Annotated in this window: 18 protein-coding genes; 6 read left to right on the forward strand and 12 right to left on the reverse strand. The window is 56.2% G+C overall.

Features of this window, described 5'->3' with window-relative positions; all coding sequences use genetic code 11:
- The first annotated feature begins 66 nt into the window (after nucleotides 1-66).
- Nucleotides 67-1,095: a Mal regulon transcriptional regulator MalI gene (locus L370_RS05630; protein ID WP_023335463.1), complete on the forward strand. Its 1,029-nt coding sequence runs from the start codon at nucleotides 67-69 to the stop codon at nucleotides 1,093-1,095.
- Nucleotides 1,096-1,197: 102 nt separating this feature from the next.
- On the opposite strand, the gene L370_RS05625 is transcribed toward L370_RS05630, so the two are convergent.
- Nucleotides 1,198-2,730 (reverse strand): YdgA family protein, encoded by a 1,533-nt coding sequence (locus L370_RS05625; protein ID WP_023335464.1) that lies wholly within the window; start codon nucleotides 2,728-2,730, stop codon nucleotides 1,198-1,200.
- Nucleotides 2,731-2,829: 99 nt separating this feature from the next.
- On the reverse strand, nucleotides 2,830-4,005 hold the full coding sequence (gene manA, locus L370_RS05620) for a mannose-6-phosphate isomerase (protein ID WP_023335465.1): 1,176 nt from the start codon (nucleotides 4,003-4,005) through the stop codon (nucleotides 2,830-2,832).
- Between the two features lie 199 nt (nucleotides 4,006-4,204).
- On the opposite strand from manA, the gene fumA reads away from it, so the two are divergent.
- Nucleotides 4,205-5,851: a class I fumarate hydratase FumA gene (gene fumA / locus L370_RS05615; protein ID WP_023335466.1), complete on the forward strand. Its 1,647-nt coding sequence runs from the start codon at nucleotides 4,205-4,207 to the stop codon at nucleotides 5,849-5,851.
- A 180-nt stretch (nucleotides 5,852-6,031) separates the two neighbouring features.
- Entirely contained in the window at nucleotides 6,032-7,426 is a 1,395-nt protein-coding gene (fumC, locus tag L370_RS05610; protein ID WP_023335467.1) for a class II fumarate hydratase, read from the forward strand.
- Here fumC and tus read toward each other — a convergent pair whose 3' ends face one another.
- The 4 genes from tus to rstA form a co-directional block, all read right to left on the reverse strand.
- Complete coding sequence (tus, locus tag L370_RS05605; protein ID WP_023335468.1) at nucleotides 7,427-8,356, reverse strand: DNA replication terminus site-binding protein; 930 nt, start codon at nucleotides 8,354-8,356, stop codon at nucleotides 7,427-7,429.
- Nucleotides 8,357-8,429: 73 nt separating this feature from the next.
- Nucleotides 8,430-9,728, reverse strand: a complete 1,299-nt coding sequence (gene rstB / locus L370_RS05600) for a two-component system sensor histidine kinase RstB (RefSeq protein WP_023335469.1) — start codon at nucleotides 9,726-9,728, stop codon at nucleotides 8,430-8,432.
- A 75-nt stretch (nucleotides 9,729-9,803) separates the two neighbouring features.
- Nucleotides 9,804-10,064, reverse strand: coding sequence for a hypothetical protein (locus tag L370_RS05595; RefSeq protein WP_023335470.1), 261 nt, complete (start codon nucleotides 10,062-10,064; stop codon nucleotides 9,804-9,806).
- 251 nt (nucleotides 10,065-10,315) lie between these two features.
- Nucleotides 10,316-11,032, reverse strand: a complete 717-nt coding sequence (rstA, locus tag L370_RS05590; RefSeq protein WP_032639102.1) for a two-component system response regulator RstA — start codon at nucleotides 11,030-11,032, stop codon at nucleotides 10,316-10,318.
- A gap of 128 nt (nucleotides 11,033-11,160) precedes the next feature.
- On the opposite strand from rstA, the gene L370_RS05585 reads away from it, so the two are divergent.
- Complete coding sequence (locus L370_RS05585; RefSeq protein WP_023335472.1) at nucleotides 11,161-11,496, forward strand: GlpM family protein; 336 nt, start codon at nucleotides 11,161-11,163, stop codon at nucleotides 11,494-11,496.
- On the opposite strand, the gene folM is transcribed toward L370_RS05585, so the two are convergent.
- The 3 genes from folM to ydgH form a co-directional block, all read right to left on the reverse strand.
- The gene (gene folM, locus L370_RS05580) at nucleotides 11,493-12,215 is read right to left on the reverse strand and encodes a dihydromonapterin reductase (protein ID WP_023335473.1); all 723 of its coding nucleotides are present in this window, start codon (nucleotides 12,213-12,215) and stop codon (nucleotides 11,493-11,495) included. The two genes, L370_RS05585 and folM, sit on opposite strands and share 4 nt — an antisense overlap.
- A 39-nt stretch (nucleotides 12,216-12,254) precedes the next feature.
- Nucleotides 12,255-13,637 (reverse strand): amino acid permease, encoded by a 1,383-nt coding sequence (locus L370_RS05575; protein ID WP_023335474.1) that lies wholly within the window; start codon nucleotides 13,635-13,637, stop codon nucleotides 12,255-12,257.
- A gap of 184 nt (nucleotides 13,638-13,821) precedes the next feature.
- Complete coding sequence (gene ydgH / locus L370_RS05570; protein ID WP_023335475.1) at nucleotides 13,822-14,766, reverse strand: DUF1471 family protein YdgH; 945 nt, start codon at nucleotides 14,764-14,766, stop codon at nucleotides 13,822-13,824.
- A 535-nt stretch (nucleotides 14,767-15,301) separates the two neighbouring features.
- Here ydgH and pntA point away from each other — a divergent pair.
- A complete protein-coding gene (gene pntA / locus L370_RS05565; protein ID WP_023335476.1) occupies nucleotides 15,302-16,831 on the forward strand; it encodes a Re/Si-specific NAD(P)(+) transhydrogenase subunit alpha in 1,530 nt (509 codons plus the stop codon).
- 10 nt (nucleotides 16,832-16,841) lie between these two features.
- The gene (pntB, locus tag L370_RS05560; protein WP_024909329.1) at nucleotides 16,842-18,230 is read left to right on the forward strand and encodes a Re/Si-specific NAD(P)(+) transhydrogenase subunit beta; all 1,389 of its coding nucleotides are present in this window, start codon (nucleotides 16,842-16,844) and stop codon (nucleotides 18,228-18,230) included.
- Between the two features lie 122 nt (nucleotides 18,231-18,352).
- On the opposite strand, the gene uspE is transcribed toward pntB, so the two are convergent.
- The 3 genes from uspE to fnr all read right to left on the reverse strand — a co-directional run bounded on the left by uspE (nucleotide 18,353) and on the right by fnr (nucleotide 20,492).
- Nucleotides 18,353-19,303, reverse strand: coding sequence for a universal stress protein UspE (uspE, locus tag L370_RS05555; RefSeq protein WP_023335478.1), 951 nt, complete (start codon nucleotides 19,301-19,303; stop codon nucleotides 18,353-18,355).
- A gap of 109 nt (nucleotides 19,304-19,412) precedes the next feature.
- Nucleotides 19,413-19,595 (reverse strand): hypothetical protein, encoded by a 183-nt coding sequence (locus tag L370_RS05550; RefSeq protein ID WP_014883604.1) that lies wholly within the window; start codon nucleotides 19,593-19,595, stop codon nucleotides 19,413-19,415.
- Between the two features lie 144 nt (nucleotides 19,596-19,739).
- Nucleotides 19,740-20,492, reverse strand: coding sequence for a fumarate/nitrate reduction transcriptional regulator Fnr (gene fnr / locus L370_RS05545; protein ID WP_006174991.1), 753 nt, complete (start codon nucleotides 20,490-20,492; stop codon nucleotides 19,740-19,742).
- Between the last annotated feature and the right edge of the window lie 68 nt (nucleotides 20,493-20,560).

Raw genomic sequence — 20,560 nt, forward strand, 5'->3', positions numbered from 1 at the left:
GTAGTATAAAGATAACGTATTGATAAAACGTTTTACCGATCTCATTTCAGGGAGTCACGCCAAGACATGGCTGTAGCGAAAAAAATCACCATCAACGATGTCGCGCTGGCGGCGGGCGTTTCCGTCAGCACCGTTTCTCTGGTGCTGAGCGGGAAAGGGCGCATCTCTCCTGCGACCGGTCAGCGGGTTAACGAGGCGGTTGAACAGCTGGGCTTTGTGCGTAACCGCCAGGCGTCGGCGCTGCGCGGTGGGCAAAGCGGAGTGATTGGCCTGATCGTTCGCGACCTGACGTCACCTTTCTATGCGGAGCTGACCGCCGGGTTAACCGAAGCGCTTGAAGCCCAGGGGCGGATGGTCTTTCTGCTGCACGGCGGTCGCGAGTCCGATCAGCTTCTCTCCCGGCTCGATATGCTGCTGAACCAGGGAGTGGACGGGGTGATCGTCGCCGGGGCGTCGGGCGTGGGCAGCGAGCTGTGCGAGCGCGCCGCCGCGAAAGGCGTGCCGCTGGTGTTTGCTTCGCGCGCCAGCTACCTGGACGAGGCCGATACGCTGCGCCCGGATAACATGCAGGCCGCGCAAATGCTGACCGAGCATCTTATTCGTCGCGGGCATCAGCGCATTGCCTGGCTGGGCGGTAAAAGCTCGTCTCTGACCCGCGCCGAGCGGGTAGGCGGCTACTGCGCGACGCTGATTAAATACGGCCTGCCGTTCCACAGCGAATGGGTGGTGGAGTGTGAATCCAGCCAGAAGAAAGCGGCGGAAGCGATAGGCGCGCTGCTGCGCAGCAGTCCGACGATCAGCGCCGTGATTTGCTACAACGACGTGATTGCCATGGGCGCCTGGTTTGGCCTGATCCGCGCCGGGCGTCAGAGCGGCGAGGGTGGGGTGGAAACCTTCTTCGGCCACCAGGTGGCGCTCGGGGCGTTCGCCGACGTCGGTGAAAACGCCCTCGACGATCTGCCGATCGTCTGGGCCACCACCCCCGCGCGGGAGATGGGCTACACGCTGGCGGACAGGATCATGCAGCGCATCGACAATACGGATGTCCAGGCCGGACACCAGATTGTGGCGGCGCGACTGGTAACGGTGAAATAATCTCCGCTGCACATCGGGCCTGCAAGGGCCCGGAAGCGTAGGCCGGGTAAGCGTCAGCGCCACCCGGCAATAAAAAACCCCTCGTACGAGGGGTTTTGCCGTTTACTGCTGCGGTGCCGCCGGAGCGGCTGGCGCTGCCGGTTCAGCCGGTTCCGGCATCCCCAGCGTCGGCATACCAAACATGCCGACGAAGTCTTCCAGCGGCATCTTGTCGCCGTTGAGCGTTACCTGGCCGTTGGCGTACTGCAGGCTGGTGGAAATCGTGTTGTCTTCCACTTTGGTGATGCGGAACATCTGGCCCATTGCCGCCAGGCCTTTCACCTGCTGGTTAGCCAGCTTGCCGGCGTCTTCATCGCCGTAGCCTTCCAGCTTCGCAATCTGGGTCATAAACTCGGTCGCCATGTCCATTGGGATGGTCAGCTTGCTCTCGAGCGACTTCACGCTGCGATCCACTTCCTGCGCCAGCGTCTGCGGTTCACCCGTTGCGGTTGCCGGATCTTTCAGGAACAGGGACAGGTTAAAACTGGTTTCGCCTTTGCTGTTTTTCCAGCTCAGCGGCGCAACGGTGATCACCGGCTCGCCTTTCAGCAGGATTGGCAGGTTGTTGAACAGCACCGCCATCGCCTGCTGCTGGTACACCTCAGGGTTCTGCTGCAGTGCGGCATCGGTCAGCAGCGCCTGGCTCTCTTTGCTGTATTTCTGGCTAAACTCGTGCCACGCCTGGCCGTCGATATTGCCGATCTTCAGCGACAGTTTGCCTGTGCCCAGATCCTGATTCTGCACTTTCAGGCTCTTCAGCGTGTAATCCAGCTGCGTGTTGATGCTCTTACCGTCTTTGGAAACGTCGGATTTACCGTTGACGTCCATGCCTTCCAGCACGGCCATCTCTTTGCCTTCAACCGCAATGGCAACCTTATCGAGAGACAGTTTTTGATCGCCGATACGCTCCTGGAAATCGGTCATTCGGCTGTTGCCGTCGGCCTTCAGGTTGTTGAAGGTGAGCTGAACTTTTTGGTTATATTCGTTCACGGCATTGACCAGGCCGCTTTCCGCTTCACCCGTCAGGGAGAACACGTTTCCGTCGCGGTCAGCCTCAAGCTTGAAGTGGCCGCCGCTGAAGGCGACTTTCTCATTCTCTTTCTCGTAGTTCAGCGCTTTCAGAGCAATATCGGAACTTGTGTCACCGGCATAGCTAATTCGGGTATTAATGTCGAAAGGCGATTCATTCTTCGCCAGGTCAAACAGCGGTTTGGTGACGTCGTTATTCATCAGCACGGTATGAACAGATGCCATCGACGGGATCAGGTTAAAGGACTTCAGCTGCGCCAGCGGCAGCGGACCGTGGCTCACCACCTCGTCCAGCACCACGCTCTGGCCCTGTTTCAGCCAGCCGTTTTCAGCACCGGCAACCGGCTTCACTACCAGCTGCATACGGCTGGTGAAGACGCCGCGATGATAATTCTGGTAGCTCAGCTCAAGGCCTGCCTCCGGCGCGCTGCGCTTAATTTCGCCGTTAGCCTGCGCCACCATCTCAGCCAGACGGCCTTCCAGCTGTTTCCCGGTAAACCAGGAGGCTCCCGTCCAGACCACGCCTAACGCTACAATCACTCCAACCGCTACGACCGATTTTTTCATTGCGACTATCCCTAAAATGAAACCAGGCGGTAAAAACCGCCTGGAGATATTAAGCCTGCAACTAGCTTAGCAAGAGTTGTTAAAAAATTCAGTAAGTGCTTAAAGCTTATTGAAAACGCGCGCCAGACGACCGGTGCCGCTTACGCTAACCGGAGACTCATTGGCTGCAACGAATGCTGACTCACCGGGCTTAAGCACCAGACGCTGTTCGCCTTTGCGCAGCGTCGCTTCGCCCTCGGCGCAGAACAGAATCGCCGCGCTTTCCTGCGCGATGGCGGTTTCGGCCTGGCTCAGGTCGTGCAGGGAGAAGGCAAAATCTTCAACTGGAATCGGGAAGTCCAGCTCTGCGCCGTTTTTCACCGGCTGAGTCAGCAGCTCCGCGGCAGGTTTTGCCACGAACTTCACGTTGGCAACCAGCTCAGGAATATCAATGTATTTCGGCGTCAGGCCCGCACGCAGCACGTTGTCGGAGTTGGCCATCACTTCCAGCGCCACGCCCTGCAGGTAGGCGTGCGGGGTTTCAGCGAACAGGAACATTGCTTCGCCCGGGTTCAGCTTCACCACGTTCAGCAGCAGAGGGGAGAACAGGCCGCTGTCGTCCGGGTAGAATTCGGAGATCAGACGGATGGTCTCCCACGGTTCACCTTGCTGCGTGTTCAGCGTTGCTTTCAGCACCGCCAGCGCGTGAGATTTCTCTTCACCCTGCATATTCAGCAGGCTGGCAAACAGCTGGCTCAGCGCGCCTGCGTTCGGGTTTTCGAGGAAGTGGGCGATAGCCTTGTTGGCGCCCGCGACCGGTTGCAGCAGGGAAACGATCTCTGAAAACTCGCGGAACGCGTTCATTGCCCGGAAGGGAGTCAGCGCAAAGACCAGCTCCGGCTTATGGTTAGGATCTTTGTAGTTACGCTCGGCGGCGTCTAACGGGATACCCGCCGCGTTCTCTTTGGCAAAGCCGATTTCAGAGGCTTTCTTGTTCGGGTGAACCTGGATGGAGAGCGGCTGGTCGGCGCACAGCACCTTAAACAGGAACGGCAGTTCGCCGAAGCGGTGAGCGACCTTGTCACCCAGCAGCGCGGTTTTATCGGCATCAATGACGTCACGCAGGCTGTGTACCTGGCCGCTGGCGTCTTCAATTTTTGAGCTGCTCTTCGGGTGTGCCCCCATCCACAGTTCTGCCATCGGCAGGTTGTCCGGGTTCGCGATACCGTAGAGATCCGTTAACGCAGTTTTACTTCCCCAGGCGTAGTTTTGCACTGAGTTAATGAGTTTTTGCATTATCAAGCCCTGATTCAATTGTGGAATTAACTCCGGGTATTAAAGCAATAAACCTCATGGAAGTAACCTGTGGATGTAAAAAGTCGTACTAGTCTCAGTTTTTGTTAAAAAATTGTGTAGGATAAGCTGACTCGCTTTTAAGCCGGGCAGCGGAACATCTGCCCTGAATAAACAGACCGAAGCAGTAAGTGAGAGACCAATGTCGAATAAACCCTTCCATTATCAGGATCCTTTCCCCCTCAGTAAGGATCGGACCGAGTATTACCTGTTAACCCGCGATCACGTCTCCGTCTCTGAGTTTGAAGGACAAGAGATCCTCAAGATAGAGCCGCAGGCGCTGACGCTGCTGGCGCAGCACGCTTTCCACGACGCCTCGTTTATGCTCCGTCCTGCGCACCAGCAGCAGGTTGCCGATATCCTGAGCGACCCGCAGGCCAGTGAGAACGATAAATACGTTGCCCTGCAGTTCCTGCGTAACTCAGACATCGCGGCGAAAGGTGTTCTGCCTACCTGTCAGGACACCGGCACGGCGATCATCGTCGGTAAAAAAGGCCAGCGCGTCTGGACCGGCGGCGGTGACGAAGCGGCCCTGGCGCACGGCGTCTACAACACCTACACCGAAGATAACCTGCGCTATTCGCAAAATGCGGCGCTGGATATGTACAAAGAGGTCAACACCGGCACCAACCTGCCTGCGCAGATCGACCTCTACAGCGTCGACGGTGACGAGTACAAATTCCTCTGTATCGCCAAAGGCGGCGGTTCAGCCAACAAAACCTATCTCTACCAGGAAACCAAGGCGCTGCTCACCCCGGGCAAGCTGAAGAACTACCTGGTTGAGAAGATGCGCACCCTCGGCACCGCGGCGTGCCCGCCGTACCATATCGCGTTTGTGATTGGCGGTACGTCGGCTGAAAGCACGCTGAAAACCGTCAAGCTGGCCTCAACCAAATATTATGACGGCCTGCCTACCGAAGGTAACGAGCACGGCCAGGCGTTCCGCGACGTGCAGCTTGAGCAGGAACTGCTGGAAGAGGCGCGTAACCTGGGCCTCGGGGCGCAGTTTGGCGGCAAATACTTTGCCCACGACGTGCGCGTGATCCGTCTGCCGCGTCACGGCGCATCCTGCCCGGTCGGGATGGGCGTGTCCTGCTCTGCGGATCGCAACATCAAGGCGAAGATCAACCGCGAAGGCGTGTGGATCGAAAAACTGGAAAACAACCCGGGTAAATACATTCCGGAAGCGCTGCGTAAAGCGGGTGAGGGTGAAGCGGTTCACGTTGATCTGAACCGTCCGATGAAAGAGATCCTGGCACAGCTTTCGCAGTATCCGGTTTCGACCCGTCTCTCCCTGAACGGCACGATTATCGTGGGCCGCGACATCGCGCACGCGAAGCTGAAAGAGCGTCTGGACAACGGTGAAGGGCTGCCGCAGTACATTAAAGATCACCCGATCTACTACGCCGGCCCGGCGAAAACGCCTGAAGGCTATGCCTCCGGCTCGTTAGGCCCAACGACGGCGGGCCGCATGGACTCGTACGTTGACCAACTGCAGGCCAACGGCGGCAGCATGATCATGCTGGCGAAAGGTAACCGCAGCCAGCAGGTGACGGACGCCTGCCACAAGCACGGCGGCTTCTACCTCGGCAGCATCGGCGGCCCAGCGGCGGTGCTCGCGCAGGGCAGCATCAAGAGCCTCGAGTGCGTGGAATACCCGGAACTGGGTATGGAAGCGATCTGGAAAATTGAAGTGGAAGATTTCCCGGCGTTTATCCTCGTGGATGACAAAGGTAACGACTTCTTCAAACAGATCCAGTCGTCCCAGTGTTCGGCGTGTGTGAAGTAAGTTAAACAGCCGGGTGGCGGCTGCGCCTTACCCGGCCTACGTGTTCGGTAGGTCGGGTAAGCGTCAGCGCCACCCGACACCAATAAGAGCGCACAAAGCGCCATATCGTTTCTCAGAAGTCATCAATACTTATCCCTTAAGCATGTGAGCAATCCCTCTTTTGTTATCAAGGAGAAAGTAATGACCACGGTACGCCATGAGAAAGACTCGATGGGCGCCATCGACGTCCCGGCCGACAAGCTATGGGGCGCGCAAACCCAGCGTTCGCTGGAGCACTTCCGTATCTCGACTGAAAAAATGCCCGTCTCGCTGATTCAGGCGCTGGCGCTCACCAAACGCGCCGCCGCGAAAGTGAACCAGGATTTAGGCCTGCTGGGGGCAGACAAAGCGACCGCCATCATCAACGCCGCCGACGAAGTGCTGGCGGGCAAGCATCCCGACGAATTCCCCCTCGCCATCTGGCAGACCGGTTCCGGCACCCAGAGCAACATGAACATGAACGAAGTGCTGGCGAACCGGGCCAGCGAACTGCTGGGCGGCGTGCGCGGCATGGAGCGCAAGGTTCACCCGAACGATGACGTCAACAAGAGCCAGAGCTCTAACGACGTTTTCCCGACGGCCATGCACGTGGCGGCGGTGATTGCTATCCGCGAGCAGCTTATCCCGCAGCTCAACGTCCTGAAGTCTACGCTCAACGAGAAAGCGCAGGCCTTCCGCGACATCGTCAAAATTGGCCGTACGCACCTGCAGGACGCCACGCCGCTGACGCTCGGCCAGGAGATTTCCGGCTGGGTGGCGATGCTGGAACATAACCTGAAGCATATTGAGTACAGCCTGCCGCACCTGGCGGAGCTGGCGCTCGGCGGGACGGCGGTCGGGACCGGGTTAAACACCCATCCCGAATACGCGTTGCGCGTGGCGGAGGAGCTGGCAAACATCACCGGGCAGCCGTTCGTCACGGCACCCAATAAGTTTGAAGCGCTGGCGACCTGCGATGCGCTGGTCCACACCCACGGCGCGCTGAAAGGGCTGGCGGCCTCGCTGATGAAAATCGCCAACGACGTGCGCTGGCTGGCCTCGGGTCCGCGCTGCGGCATTGGCGAAATCAGCATTCCGGAAAACGAGCCGGGCAGCTCTATCATGCCGGGTAAAGTCAACCCGACCCAGTGCGAAGCCATGACCATGCTCTGCTGTCAGGTGTTGGGCAACGATGTCGCCGTCAACCTGGGCGGTGCGTCCGGCAACTTCGAGCTGAACGTCTATCGCCCGATGGTGATCCACAACGTACTGCAATCAATTCGTCTGCTGGCGGACGGGATGGAGAGCTTTAACGAGCACTGTGCGGTAGGGATTGAGCCGAATCGCGAACGTATCAGCCAGTTGCTCAATGAATCCCTGATGCTGGTGACGGCGCTGAATACCCATATCGGCTACGACAAAGCCGCCGAGATCGCTAAAAAAGCGCATAAAGAGGGGCTGACGCTGAAAGCCTCCGCCCTGGCACTGGGCTATCTGACTGAGGCGGAGTTCGACGCCTGGGTTCGCCCGGAAGCGATGGTCGGCAGCCTGAAATAGTCATCCCGCCACGTACAGGTGCAGCCGCGGAATAATCAGCTGTAGCGGCTGCGCCTGAGGTCTGTAACGGTGCTGGACATTGTCCGCATCGTAATTCAAAAGCTCACCAACATCCGGCACGATGGCCCCCCGATCGGCATCATAGAGCGCAATCAGCGGCGTAGGGCAGGCATACTGAACCTGTTTTTGCTGACCGGAGTACCAGACGCGGGCGATGGGCTGAACCTTCACCGGGCGCTTGATCTTGAGGCGCGTATCCGCCGGCAGAGAAGCGATGCTGTGGTACTCCTGCTCCAGGCGCTCGATCCACTGCTCGCGCGACCACGGTGCGACGGTGCGCGGCGTCTTCAGGCTTTTTTCCAGCTGCGCCAGAATCTCATCCCGGGTGAAGTTTTTAATGATGTGCTTATTCGCCCAGCCGAAGCGCAGCGTGGCGGGATGACGCAGTACCGTCAGCGTGCGATAGGCGTTAAGGGTTATCAGCCCCGGAAGCTGGCGGTGCACCCATTCAAACCGGGCGGCAGGGGCGAGGCCGGACTCTTCGGTAATGATCTTTTCAAATGCCGCTTTCAGGGTGTTGATATGGGTAATCTGGCTTTCCAGCGCGTCGCGCGTTGTTGCATCGGTTTGCAGGCAGATCACGCCGGGCAGACGTACGGCCGCCTTACTGCTGCGGTTTTCTGACTGCTGCTGGATAAACAGGCGGCGATAGTGCTTCAGCGCCAGCTCAAGGGCGGCGCTGCCGATGTGTTGTTCAACTGCGATGGTGTCCAGCGGGTCGTGCTCGGCCCCTTTGGCCACCTCGGGCAGGGTAAAGACGCGCGCGGCCAGCAGGCGGCAGGTCTGCAAACGTTCGGTCAGGGTCAGGAGCTCGTGTTCTATTTCCCGAAACGTGCTGTTCAGCCGTTCGAGGAGATCGTAGGTTGCCATAAGCACTCTCATTAGTTACAACATACTTATCGTATAGCACAGCACGCCGGGTCAGGCCAGCGTGCGGTTAAGGTCAGGCAGGGACGGGAAGGGCAATGTTATGGTACACCGGCCAGCTAAAGCAGAAGCGCGCGCCGCCGAGCTCGCTCTCCTCGCAATGCACCGTGCCGCCCATTGCCTGCGCGATAGAGTAGACAATCGCCAGCCCCAGGCCGCATCCGCCGGTGGCGCGGTCGCGGCTAGGGTCGAGCCGGACAAACGGTTCAAACACGGTTTCTCGCGCTTCAGGGGCGATCCCCGGCCCGTCATCCTCCACCGTCAGGCTGGCCTGATTGCCCTGCAAATCCAGTCCGATCTGGAGTGTACTTTCGCTGTATCGCATGGCGTTGTTCATCAGATTGTCCAGCACGCGCTCCATCAGGCGCATATCGAGCGCGCCGTAATCACCCGGCGTGACCCGCGTTAACAGCGTGCGCTGCGGGTTCACGCTCTGGACATCATCAACGTGGGTTTGCAGCCAGTCAGGCAGGTCCGGCGTACTGAGGTTTAGCTCGTTTTGCGGACGATCGAGGCGCGCGTAGGTCAGCAGCTCCTCAATCAGCGCTTCAAGCTGGCCAATATCGCGGTTCAGGGCCTGAGACTCCGCTTCCGTCAGATTCTCGCTCATCTCCAGACGATAGCGCAGACGAACCAGTGGTGTGCGCAGCTCGTGCGCAATCCCGTCGATCAGCTGCTTCTTACTGGCAATGAGGGCATTGATGTTATCGGCCATCTGGTTAAAGGCCACGCCCAGACGTTCAAAGCTGGAACCGCTGTCGAAGTGAATGCGTTCGGTAAAATGCCCTTCGCCAAAACGCTGCGCGGCGGATTCCAGCTTCAGCATGTCCTGCCAGTGCGGACGCATCCAGATAAAAACCGGGAACGCGAGCGAAATAGCGATAAAGGCCATCAGCGCCATGTCCAGCAGACGCATCTGGTGCAGATAATAGAGATAGGGCACCGGCCCGACGGCCAGCACGTAATGGCTGCGCGGAATACGCTGGATAAAGGTGTATTTCTCATCCATCGCAACAATGTCCCCGTCGCGCAGACGCTGCATGGCGGGCGGATCCAGCTCAAAATCTTTTAACGGCTCGATGCGTAAATCGAACGACAGGTTCAGATCCAGCTCTTTGAGGGTTTTCGCCCAGTCGTGCGGTGGGATCTCTCTCAGCTCGCTGCGCATCAGATAGAGCGAGCTTTTCATCAGATCGTCCAGCGACTGCCTGCCCGCACGTTCGGCGGTGAATTTATAGACCAGCCCGACCAGCATGGTCATGACCAGGAAGCAGACAAACAGCAAAAGATAAAACTGCACAAACAGCTTTTTCATTGGATCTCACCGAAGAAACGCTTTGTGCAGAATATACATGAAAACCCGTCGATATTTTCATGTCTGTGAAGCGTGTTACATGGCATTCGCGCTGTTTTTTACCTTGGCGATGAGTGTTTCCGTTACGGCCAGTCCTTCCGCAATGTGCATATCAATCACATCGGTCCCGAATTCGTTTATTAAATCCAGGAGAATTTCGTAAGACTGGATGAGTTCAAGGAGATCAAAGAGCGCTTTTTGATCGGTGCGTGAGGGGTAGGGATGGCTAAGCGCGGCCTGATTAACAATCCATTCAAGATTGGTTTTAATGGCCTCTACTTCATAGTAGCTATACATAATGCATGAGCTTAAATCCTCATTTCAAGATTTTATGAGCGATGTTTCGTGAGAGCTTCACGGTGAACAGAAATATGGATGTAGCCGGGGCGGTACGGGCGAAGAAAAGGAAGGCGTAGTTTTAATTATGGAATAGTTCGCGTGCTTAGCAAGTTATTTGTTGCGCAAACGGATAAATAAAGGCGCGAAAGAGGGGGCATACTCGTGTAATGCCTTCATTTCGCGCAGGTTATGCAAACCCGATAACGGTATCAGGTTTCCCAGGCGTGCGGGGCAAACAGATAACCCTTATTACGCACGGTTTTAATGCGGTAGGGCTCGGTCGCGTTATCCTGCAGCTTTTTGCGCAGACGCGAAATCGCCACGTCAACGCTGCGGTCCATGCCGTCATAGCTCACGCCGCGCAGGTTTTTCAGCAGCGCGTCGCGGTCCATGATTTGCCCGGCGTGCGTTGCCAGCTCCCACAGCAGGTCAAAATCAGCGGTGGAGAGGGCGATAAGCTCGCCAGAAAGCAGCACCTGGCGGTTAATGGGGTCAATAGAGAGCGTACCGAAGCGCATCGCTTTGTGGGGCGTCAGCGACGGCGCGGGCGCTTCGCGTTCAACGCTGGCGTGCTGGCGTAAGTGGAGGCGCAGGCGTGCAAGCAGGACGGCAGGCGGTGTGGTTTTCAGAATGTAGTCATTGGCCCCCATCTCCAGCGACAGAATGTGGTTCATATCGCTGTCCAGGGAGGTGAGCAGAACGATAGGGCCGTCCCAGCGGGCGCGCAGGTCACGGCAAAGCGTCATGCCGTCTTTGCCTGGCAACATGATATCCAGCAGCACCAGATCCGGGTTTTCACGGACGACCACCTCTTCGGCACGATCGCCGCGAGGTTCAACAATGACGTCCATATCATGTTTACCCAGATAGGCGGCGATCAGTTGTCCGACTTCGGGTTCGTCTTCAACATAAACAATCTTATTCATACAGCGTCTGTTTTCGTGAAAAAAGCCAACATACACCGCGAAACCTTAACCTTCCATTAATCTTTCAAAATTAACGCCGGTTCCGTTATTCTGGCTCATATTGTGAGTTGATTATTCCAGGGAAAAATATGGGGCTGGTGATCAAAGCCGTGCTGGGCGCGCTGGTGGTATTACTGATTGGCATTCTGGCAAAAACGAAAAACTACTACATTGCCGGGCTTATCCCGCTGTTTCCGACCTTTGCGCTGATTGCTCACTATATTGTGGCTTCTGAACGGGGCACGGAAGCGTTACGTACGACCATCGTGTTTGGCATGTGGTCGATCATTCCGTATTTCCTCTACCTGCTTTCGCTGTGGTACTTCACCGGTTTTCTGCGTCTTCCCCTGGCGCTGAGCGGGGCGGTGGTCTGCTGGGGACTCAGCGCCTGGGTGTTAATTTTCTTCTGGAGCCGCTTTCACTAGCGCAGCGGTCGGCCGCCGTCCACGGCAAAGGTTCTGCCGGTGACGTAGCAACTGGTGAGCAGGTAATCCACAAGGTCAATGACCTCTTTCTCGCCCGGGGCGATTTTCATGAGCGACTTATTGAGCGCCTGCTGGCGATACTCCGCATCATCGTTTTCGTTAAATAAAATCATCGCTGGGGCGATGGCGTTCACCTTCACCTCGGGCGCGAGCTTGCGGGCAAACGAACGCGTCATATTATCCAGTGCGGCTTTACTCGCCGCGTAGGCGATGTGCTTGTCGCTTCCGCGCTCCACCACATAATCGGTGAAGTGAATAATGTCGCCCGCAGCGTGCCCATGACCGCGCAGCAGATCCTGCAGAGCGTGGTTAAGCAGATAAGGCGCATTGACGTGGATCTGCAGCATGGCGGAGAGCGTTTCGCTGAGTGACGTACCGGGTTTTTCGGCACGCCATGCGCTGGCGTTATGGATCACGGCGCGCAGCCCCGTCGTCGTGGATTTCACCTCTTCCGCGAAAGCCAGAATGCCATCATCGGTTGAAAAATCAGCCTGAATGCAGACAGCCCCGGCTTTGCGTAACCCTTCAATCGACGGGTATTCCGTACGGTAGCTGACAATGACCGGATGGCGAAGGTTGAGAAAGTGATGGGCGAGGGCGAGGCCGATACGGCGGCCTCCGCCGGTAATCAGTATTGGGCGAAGCGGTGCATTTCCCATCGTATTCTCCTTTACAGTTCAACAATGGGAAAGGCGATGCTATCCCATTAACATCCAGGTTGCCGGTAGGGCAGCAACCAGTAGCAGTCCAATTAATGCCATCTCACGGCGTTTCAGCGCGTTTTCCAGCTGATGCGTGCGGCGGGCGTAGATAAACACCAGCAGACCCGGTGCGTACAGCACGACCGACAGCAGCAGATGCATAGGCCCGGAAGCATACAACAACCACAGGCCGTAAATACAGGCTCCGACACCCACGACATAATGCGCCGGGCGTGTGGCAATTTTTAACAGATACGCACCCACTAAGAAATAGGGTACCAGAATCATCTCCGAGGCGATGGTCAGCAGGGTGTTATAGTCTGAACCTGTGAGCCAGATCAGCACCAGACAGACCTGAACGCTGATGTTGGTCAGCCAGAGTGATGCCGACGGTGCGCTGTTTTTATTTTGGCGGGCAAACAGGCGTGGAAATGCCTTGTGCGTCGCGGCAAGGAACGGCACTTCAGCCGCCATGATGGTCCAGCTCAGGTAAGCGCCGCAGACGGAGACGATCAGCCCTGCGGCAATCACCACATCGCCCCAGGGGCCAAGCATTTTCACCATCAGGCCTGCCATTGACGGGTTACGCATTTCAGCCAGCTCAGGACGCGCCACCACGCCCAGCGACAGCAGCGTCACCAGCAGATAGACCCCGAGCGCAGCCAGTACGGCCAGCAGCGTCGCGCGGCCCACATCGCGTTTATTCCGGGCCCGGGCAGAAACCACGACCGCGCCTTCAACACCGATGAACACCCACAGGGTAATCAGCATCGTGTTTTTCACCTGCTCCCAGACGGGAACGCCCAGCGCAACGCCGCTGAAATCAAGCTTGAATACGTCCATACGGAAAGCAATAAAGGCCAGAACGATAAACAGGCCGAGCGGAACCAGTTTCGCCAGCGTCGCCACCAGGTTGATGCTGGCGGCCGTTTGTACGCCGCGTAACACCAGCCAGTGGACGAACCACAGTAACACCGAGGCGCCCACAATAGACTGCCAGGTATTCCCGTCGCCAAAGAGGCGCAGTTCAGGCGTATCGGTAAAGAAACTGAGCGCCGAGAAGACGATCACCAGATAGGAGACGTTGGCGATAACGGCACACAGCCAGTATCCCCACGCAGAACAGAAGCCAATCAGCTCGCCGAAACCTTCACGCGCATAGGTGAAAATGCCGCCGTCCAGGTCCGGGCGAATGCGGGTGAGCAGCAGCATGGCGAAGGCCAGCAGCAGTATGCCAACACCCGTAATGCCCCAGCCAATGATGAGCGCGGAAGGGCTGGCGACGGCCGCCATATTCTGCGGCAAACTGAATACGCCCGCACCCAGCATTGAGCTTAAAACGAGTGCAGTCAGAGCACTCAGGCCAAGTTTCTTTTCCATTGGCTTCCTGTTATGAAAGGTCAAAATCCAGAATAATTATTTCGCTCAGGCGCATAAAAATGGTGGATCACACTAAGGCGCGGGATTTTACGGAGTGTAACGAAAGCATGCAATGACGTGTGGCAGAAATTCAAAAAAAGTAACAAAAAAGGCGGCATTGCGCCGCCTTTCGTAAACGATTTTGTTACTTGTACAGATCGGCGCTGATGGTCACGTTGTTACCACGTTCCTGCCACTGGCGGGTAATGTGGTAGTACTTCGCTCCTTTCTTCGCCGCACGCTTCGCGACCTGATAGGACACTTCCGTCATGTTGCCGTAGTTGCCGGTAAATTTGATGCTGTCGAACGGCACCATCTGCGCGGCAGTGGCGTTGTTCAGCTCTTCAATTTTGGTACCGTCCGGCAGCGTAACGGAATAACGGCCACCTTTCGTGGACTGTGTTTCAAAGAAACGGCCCACTTCAGCGCTTGGGGCCGCGGTCGTTGCTACGCCTGGAATTTCAACTTTCTTCGCTTCTTCGCCGCCTTTCGCTAGCGCCGCGCGACCTGCTTCTGAATTCGCCGGGATAGCATCCGGGCTCTGCAGAACACGTTTTTTCGCATCTTTTTTATAGATGAATGCGGTAATACGCTGGTTGCCACCCTGGTTAGCATCGACCTGACGCACGATGAAGAAAGAGTAGGCCCCTTTCTCTTTCGCGGCTTTAGTGATGGCATCGTTCACCTCAGGCTGGCTGCGATAGAAGCCCTGAACGGTGACGGTGTCGTAAGGTTCCAGCTCGATCGCTTGATCTTTCGGCAGTTCAACAACACCGTTGATCACGCGGTTTTTCGGTGCGTCAGCTTTTGGCGCATTGTCTTTGTACAGCGCAATGGTCACGCGCTGGTTACCGCTGTTGCCGTAATCGGACTGGTCAACGACATAAAACGAGGCCGCCCCGTTTTTATCAGCAGCTTTTGATGCCGCGGCGACGGCGTCGCCAATGGAGTTATAACGACCCACAATGACCGTATGGTCAAAAGGTTTTAACGCTGCCGCTTGCTCCGGCGTTAACTCTGTTGCGGCATTCGCAGACAGGGCGGTCGCGGAAAGAAGTGCGGACGCCAGGAGTGTGTTCTTAAGCTTCATAAAAATGATCCTTCGCCTTGCGCAAACCATGTACTGGTATTGTTGTTAATTTGAGACGGTCCCGATTATTGCATTTAAAACCCGTCGCTGTCTGCGCCATTTTTCACTGCCCGTGCTGACTGAATCACCGAATTCGATAACATTTAGTGATATGTTGAAAAAACAGGCGTTTGACAAGTAAAACTGATAAAGCTTATGACTTTTACAAGTTAATTTAATGTTAATAACTTGTTCTCTTATGGCGCTATATCATGTTTTTACCGCTTCGCTTGCGCGATTTATCGGTTCTGGCAAGGAATTTAAGGTAAATATCACTGTCAGTGACGCCGATCGCTTATTTTTCACAGATAAAGTAAGAAATAGTGTTTTCTGGCGGTAGATCGCGGGCGCTATTTTCAGTAGGTTATAGACAGTTTGTTACTGTTTTATTTTCCGGGGTTAATCATATTTCGTCGCTCGCGTAATGGCGAAAATTGATACAAACCGCGGGCATTTATCGATAAACCATCATCAAAAACCGATGGAAGGGAAAACTATGCGTATTGGGGTACCAAAAGAACGGTTAGCCAATGAAACCCGCGTAGCGGCAACACCGAAAACGGTGGAGCAACTGCTTAAACTGGGTTTTACGGTCGCGGTTGAAAGCGGCGCAGGCAAACTGGCGAGTTTCGATGACGAGGCCTTTATCCAGGCTGGCGCGGAAGTGGTCGACGCTGCTGACGTCTGGCAGTCGCCGGTGATTCTGAAGGTCAACGCACCGGAAGAGAGTGAGATTGCGCTGCTGAATCCGGGAACGACCCTGGTGAGCTTCATCTGGCCTGCACAAAATCCTGAACTGATGGAAAAGCTGGCGGCCCGTGGCGTCACCGTCATGGCGATGGACTCCGTGCCGCGTATTTCGCGCGCCCAGTCGCTGGATGCCTTAAGTTCGATGGCAAACATTGCGGGCTACCGCGCCATCGTTGAAGCGGCCCACGAATTTGGTCGCTTCTTTACCGGTCAGATCACCGCGGCGGGTAAAGTCCCTCCGGCGAAGGTAATGGTGATTGGTGCGGGCGTGGCGGGACTTGCCGCCATCGGTGCGGCAAACAGCCTGGGCGCTATCGTTCGCGCTTTCGATACCCGTCCTGAAGTGAAGGAACAGGTCCAGAGTATGGGCGCCGAATTCCTTGAGCTGGACTTCAAGGAAGAAGCGGGCAGCGGCGACGGTTACGCGAAGGTGATGTCCGAAGCGTTTATCAAAGCCGAAATGGAACTCTTCGCCGCCCAGGCGAAAGATGTCGACATTATTGTCACCACCGCGCTTATCCCGGGTAAACCGGCGCCAAAGCTGATTACCCGTGAGATGGTTGATTCCATGAAGCCGGGCAGCGTGATTGTCGACCTGGCCGCCCAAAACGGCGGTAACTGTGAATATACCGTACCGAATCAGGTGACCACGACCGCGAACGGCGTGAAGGTGATCGGTTATACCGATCTGCCGGGCCGTCTGCCAACGCAGTCTTCTCAGCTCTACGGCACTAACCTGGTCAACCTGCTGAAGCTGCTCTGCAAAGAGAAAGACGGCAACGTCACCGTTGATTTCGACGATGTGGTGGTGCGCGGCGTCACCGTGGTCCGCGAAGGTGAAATTACCTGGCCTGCGCCACCTATTCAGGTTTCTGCTCAGCCTCAGGCGGCAGCGAAGGCGGCACCTGCGCCAAAAGAACCTGCCAAACCGGCTTCTCCGTGGCGCAAATACGCGATCATGGCGCTGGTGATTATTCTGTTCGGCTGGCTGGCTGACGTTGCGCCAAAAGAGTTCCTCGGCCACTTTACCGTCTTCGCGCTCTCCTGCGTCGTAGGTTACTACGTGGTGTGGAACGTCTCCCATGCGCTGCATACGCCGCTGATGTCGGTAACCAACGCCATCTCCGGGATCATCGTGGTGGGGGCGTTACTGCAGATTGGTCACGGCGGCTGGATCAGCTTCCTGAGCTTTATCGCGGTGCTGATCGCCAGTATCAATATTTTCGGTGGTTTCACCGTGACTCAGCGCATGCTGAAAATGTTTCGTAAAGGCTAAGGGGTAGCATATGTCTGGAGGATTAGTGACAGCCGCATACATTGTTGCTGCAATCCTGTTTATTTTCAGTCTGGCGGGGCTTTCCAAACACGAAACGTCTCAGCAGGGTAATAACTTTGGTATCGCCGGGATGGCAATTGCGCTGATTGCCACCATCTTTGGGCCGGACACCGGCAACGTGGCGTGGATCCTGGTGGCGATGATCATCGGCGGCGCGATTGGTATTCGCCTGGCGAAACGCGTTGAAATGACCGAGATGCCGGAGCTGGTTGCCATTCTGCACAGCTTCGTGGGTCTGGCGGCGGTGCTGGTGGGCTTCAACAGCTACCTGTATCACGAACCGGGCCTGGAACCGATTCTGGTGAACATCCACCTGACGGAAGTGTTCCTCGGCATCTTCATCGGTGCGGTGACCTTCACCGGCTCCATTGTCGCGTTCGGCAAGCTGCGCGGGAAGATCTCCTCTAAGCCGCTGATGCTGCCAAACCGTCACAAGCTGAACCTGGCGGCGCTGGTGGTGTCGTTTGTACTGCTGGTGGTCTTCGTGCGTACCGAAAGCGTCGGTTTGCAGGTGCTGGCGTTGCTGGTAATGACCATCATCGCGCTGGCATTTGGCTGGCACCTGGTGGCGTCCATCGGCGGTGCGGATATGCCGGTGGTTGTCTCGATGCTGAACTCCTACTCCGGTTGGGCGGCGGCGGCGGCGGGCTTTATGCTGAGCAACGACCTGCTGATCGTCACCGGTGCGCTGGTGGGCTCTTCCGGTGCGATCCTGTCTTACATCATGTGTAAGGCGATGAACCGCTCGTTCATCAGCGTTATCGCCGGTGGTTTCGGGACCGATGGGTCTTCTTCCAGTGCGGATGAAGAAGTGGGTGAGCACCGTGAAATTTCTGCGGAAGATACCGCAGACATGCTGAAAAACTCGCATTCCGTGATCATCACCCCGGGCTACGGCATGGCGGTGGCGCAGGCGCAGTATCCGGTTGCGGAAATCACCGAGAAGCTGCGCGCGCGTGGCATCAAGGTTCGCTTTGGTATTCACCCGGTGGCAGGGCGTCTGCCAGGCCACATGAATGTGCTGCTGGCGGAAGCGAAAGTGCCTTACGACATCGTGCTGGAAATGGATGAGATCAACGATGATTTCGCCGACACCGACACCGTGCTGGTCATCGGTGCTAACGATACCGTTAACCCTGCTGCACAGGACGATCCGGGTAGCCCAATCGCCGGTATGCCGGTTCTGGAAGTGTGGAAGGCGCAGAACGTGATTGTGTTTAAACGCTCCATGAATACCGGCTATGCCGGGGTTCAGAACCCGCTGTTCTTCAAAGAGAACACCCACATGCTGTTTGGCGATGCCAAAGCCAGCGTGGATGCGATTCTGAAATCACTCTGACAGGGTAAGGCCCGGTGGCGCAAGCTTACCGGGCCTACCAAACCCGTAGGCCGGGTAAGGCGAAGCCGCCACCCGGCAAAAAAAACCGCCGGTTCCCCGACGGTTTTTTTTCATCCTGCTGGTCAATCGTCTTCCGGATCGTCCAGCTCAACCGGCGTCTGGTACTCATCCGGCTTAATGACCAGCAGGTCGCAGCGCAGATGGTCGATCACCTGTTCGGCGGTATTGCCGAGGAACGCGGCGGAAATACCGGTCCGGCCAATGGTGCCCAGCACCACAATCCCCGCCTGCAGGTGTTCCGCCAGGTCCGGGATCACCTCTTCAGGCAGCCCTTTTTCCACGTGGGTCATTTTCTCATCGATACTGAATTTCTGGCGCAGGGCTTTCATGGCCAGCAGGTGCTGACCGCGGATCGCGTCGTTGTACACGCTCGGGTCAAATTCAGGCAGCTCAATGGCAATGTTAATCGGGGTAACCGGATAGGCGCCCACCAGATGTACTTCAGTATGATTCACCTGATCGGCAAGCTGGATGGTCTCCTTCACCAGCTTCTCGTTCAGCGAATTGTGGTAATCCTCTTCGCTCGCGAGGTTTACCGCCACAACGGCTTTCCCGCCTTCAGGCCACGGCTGGTCTTTCACCATCCAGACCGGGCAAGGGCATTTACGCAGCAGGTGCCAGTCGGTCGGGGTGAAAATCACGGACTCCAGCTTGTCGTGCTGGTGCGCCATCTTCAGCAGCAGGTCGTGCCCACCAGCGACAATCTCCTGGATGATGGCTTCGAAAGGTCGGTTATGCCAGACCACTTTAATATCAATGGGTACACCCGCTTCCAGGTAATACTTCGCCTGTTCACGGATCCACGCGGTACGCTGGCTGATGACGCCCTGACGCATAGCGGTGCGCTCGTCAGGCGACAGAAGGGTGGTCATCTCATAAGAGAAGTCATAGATCGGCAAAAACGCTTTGATTTTGCCACCAATCCGTTGATGTAAATACACAGCACGTCGTAATGCTGGCTGATCGTCCTGATTCGGATCGATAGCTACCAGCATGTTTTGATACTTGGCCATACAGGTCTCCTTACTACTGTCACCACAGTCTGTAATTAAAAGAGTAACCTATATATCCTGAATGAAACAGAGGGGAGGTTTTGCCAGATCAATATTTCATGAAAATTTATCAGAGGAAAAGTACCGTGGTTGTCACCGCGATAAACGCAATAAACAGCAGCACCATTACCGCTATCGCAAAGGTCGTGGAGTCCTGAACGTAGGTTTTTTCCTCCCCCTTCATCGGGCCGACAAGCATGATCCAGATGAAGATAAAGGTCACTGAGGCAATCACGACTGAAACGAAAAACAAACTTTCTCTCAATTCATAACCTCAACGAGAACCTTTCGGGCGCTGTGTGGGGACGTGCTGCGGTGAAAATATCTTGGAACGGAAGTGATTATACCAGACCAATAAATCACAAGAATTTATCAGTCTGGTCATCAACAGGCGAAGTTACGCCACGTTGCGGGCGTGCCCGGCAAGAACGGCCAGCGCTTCACCGTTTTCGATAGTGATGTATTTACCCTTAACGGCCAGCATCCCGCTTTTCTGGAAACGACCCAACAGACGGCTGATGGTTTCCACGGTCAGACCCAGGTAGTTACCGATATCGCCACGCGTCATCGTCAGACGGAATTCACGCGGCGAGAAGCCACGCTCGGCGAAGCGGCGGGAGAGGTTGTAGATAAACGCGGCCAGGCGCTCTTCTGCATTCTTTTTGGAAAGCAGCAGGATCATGTCCTGATCGCCTTTGATCTCACCGCTCATCAGACGCATCATCTGCTGACGCAGGTTAGGCATCTTGCCGGACAGGTCGTCCAGGGTTTCAAACGGGATTTCGCAAACCATTGAGGTTTCGAGTGCCTGAGCAAAGCTCGGGTGATGGCCCGTACCGATGGCATCAAAGCCTACCAGGTCGCCCGCCAGATGGAAGCCGGTGATCTGCTCATCACCCTGTTCGGTGATGGTGTAGCTCTTGATGGTGCCAGAACGGATAGCATAGAGCGATTTCAGTTCGTCTCCCGCTTTAAACAGCGTCTGCCCTTTCTGAATAGGCTTTTTGCGCTCGATGATATTATCAAGCTGATCGAGTTCATGCTCATTCAGGGTAAACGGGATACAGAGCTGGCTGATGCTGCAATCCTGGCAATGGATAGCACAACCGCCAGACTGAATGCGTCGTATAATTCGCTTTTCCGGGATCATAGGTTTGCTCAAGCCTTAATTGATATTGGTCAATTTTAACATCTTTTTGGTAAGTACGTAAGCCTGAC

It is taken from the genome of Enterobacter sp. MGH 24, assembly GCF_000493015.1.
Taxonomy (GTDB): Bacteria; Pseudomonadota; Gammaproteobacteria; order Enterobacterales; family Enterobacteriaceae; genus Enterobacter.

What these genes read in the sequence shown, in the direction of transcription:
- rstA (WP_032639102.1), bottom strand. Translation starts at nt 11,032, where the DNA reads ATGAATAAGATTGTTTATGTTGAAGACGAACCCGAAGTCGGACAACTG.
- L370_RS05630 (WP_023335463.1), top strand. Translation starts at nt 67, where the DNA reads ATGGCTGTAGCGAAAAAAATCACCATCAACGATGTCGCGCTGGCGGCG.
- manA (WP_023335465.1), bottom strand. Translation starts at nt 4,005, where the DNA reads ATGCAAAAACTCATTAACTCAGTGCAAAACTACGCCTGGGGAAGTAAA.
- fumC (WP_023335467.1), top strand. Translation starts at nt 6,032, where the DNA reads ATGACCACGGTACGCCATGAGAAAGACTCGATGGGCGCCATCGACGTC.
- uspE (WP_023335478.1), bottom strand. Translation starts at nt 19,303, where the DNA reads ATGGCCAAGTATCAAAACATGCTGGTAGCTATCGATCCGAATCAGGAC.
- ydgH (WP_023335475.1), bottom strand. Translation starts at nt 14,766, where the DNA reads ATGAAGCTTAAGAACACACTCCTGGCGTCCGCACTTCTTTCCGCGACC.
- L370_RS05585 (WP_023335472.1), top strand. Translation starts at nt 11,161, where the DNA reads ATGGGGCTGGTGATCAAAGCCGTGCTGGGCGCGCTGGTGGTATTACTG.
- pntA (WP_023335476.1), top strand. Translation starts at nt 15,302, where the DNA reads ATGCGTATTGGGGTACCAAAAGAACGGTTAGCCAATGAAACCCGCGTA.
- rstB (WP_023335469.1), bottom strand. Translation starts at nt 9,728, where the DNA reads ATGAAAAAGCTGTTTGTGCAGTTTTATCTTTTGCTGTTTGTCTGCTTC.
- L370_RS05625 (WP_023335464.1), bottom strand. Translation starts at nt 2,730, where the DNA reads ATGAAAAAATCGGTCGTAGCGGTTGGAGTGATTGTAGCGTTAGGCGTG.
- pntB (WP_024909329.1), top strand. Translation starts at nt 16,842, where the DNA reads ATGTCTGGAGGATTAGTGACAGCCGCATACATTGTTGCTGCAATCCTG.
- fnr (WP_006174991.1), bottom strand. Translation starts at nt 20,492, where the DNA reads ATGATCCCGGAAAAGCGAATTATACGACGCATTCAGTCTGGCGGTTGT.
- fumA (WP_023335466.1), top strand. Translation starts at nt 4,205, where the DNA reads ATGTCGAATAAACCCTTCCATTATCAGGATCCTTTCCCCCTCAGTAAG.
- tus (WP_023335468.1), bottom strand. Translation starts at nt 8,356, where the DNA reads ATGGCAACCTACGATCTCCTCGAACGGCTGAACAGCACGTTTCGGGAA.
- folM (WP_023335473.1), bottom strand. Translation starts at nt 12,215, where the DNA reads ATGGGAAATGCACCGCTTCGCCCAATACTGATTACCGGCGGAGGCCGC.
- L370_RS05595 (WP_023335470.1), bottom strand. Translation starts at nt 10,064, where the DNA reads ATGTATAGCTACTATGAAGTAGAGGCCATTAAAACCAATCTTGAATGG.
- L370_RS05575 (WP_023335474.1), bottom strand. Translation starts at nt 13,637, where the DNA reads ATGGAAAAGAAACTTGGCCTGAGTGCTCTGACTGCACTCGTTTTAAGC.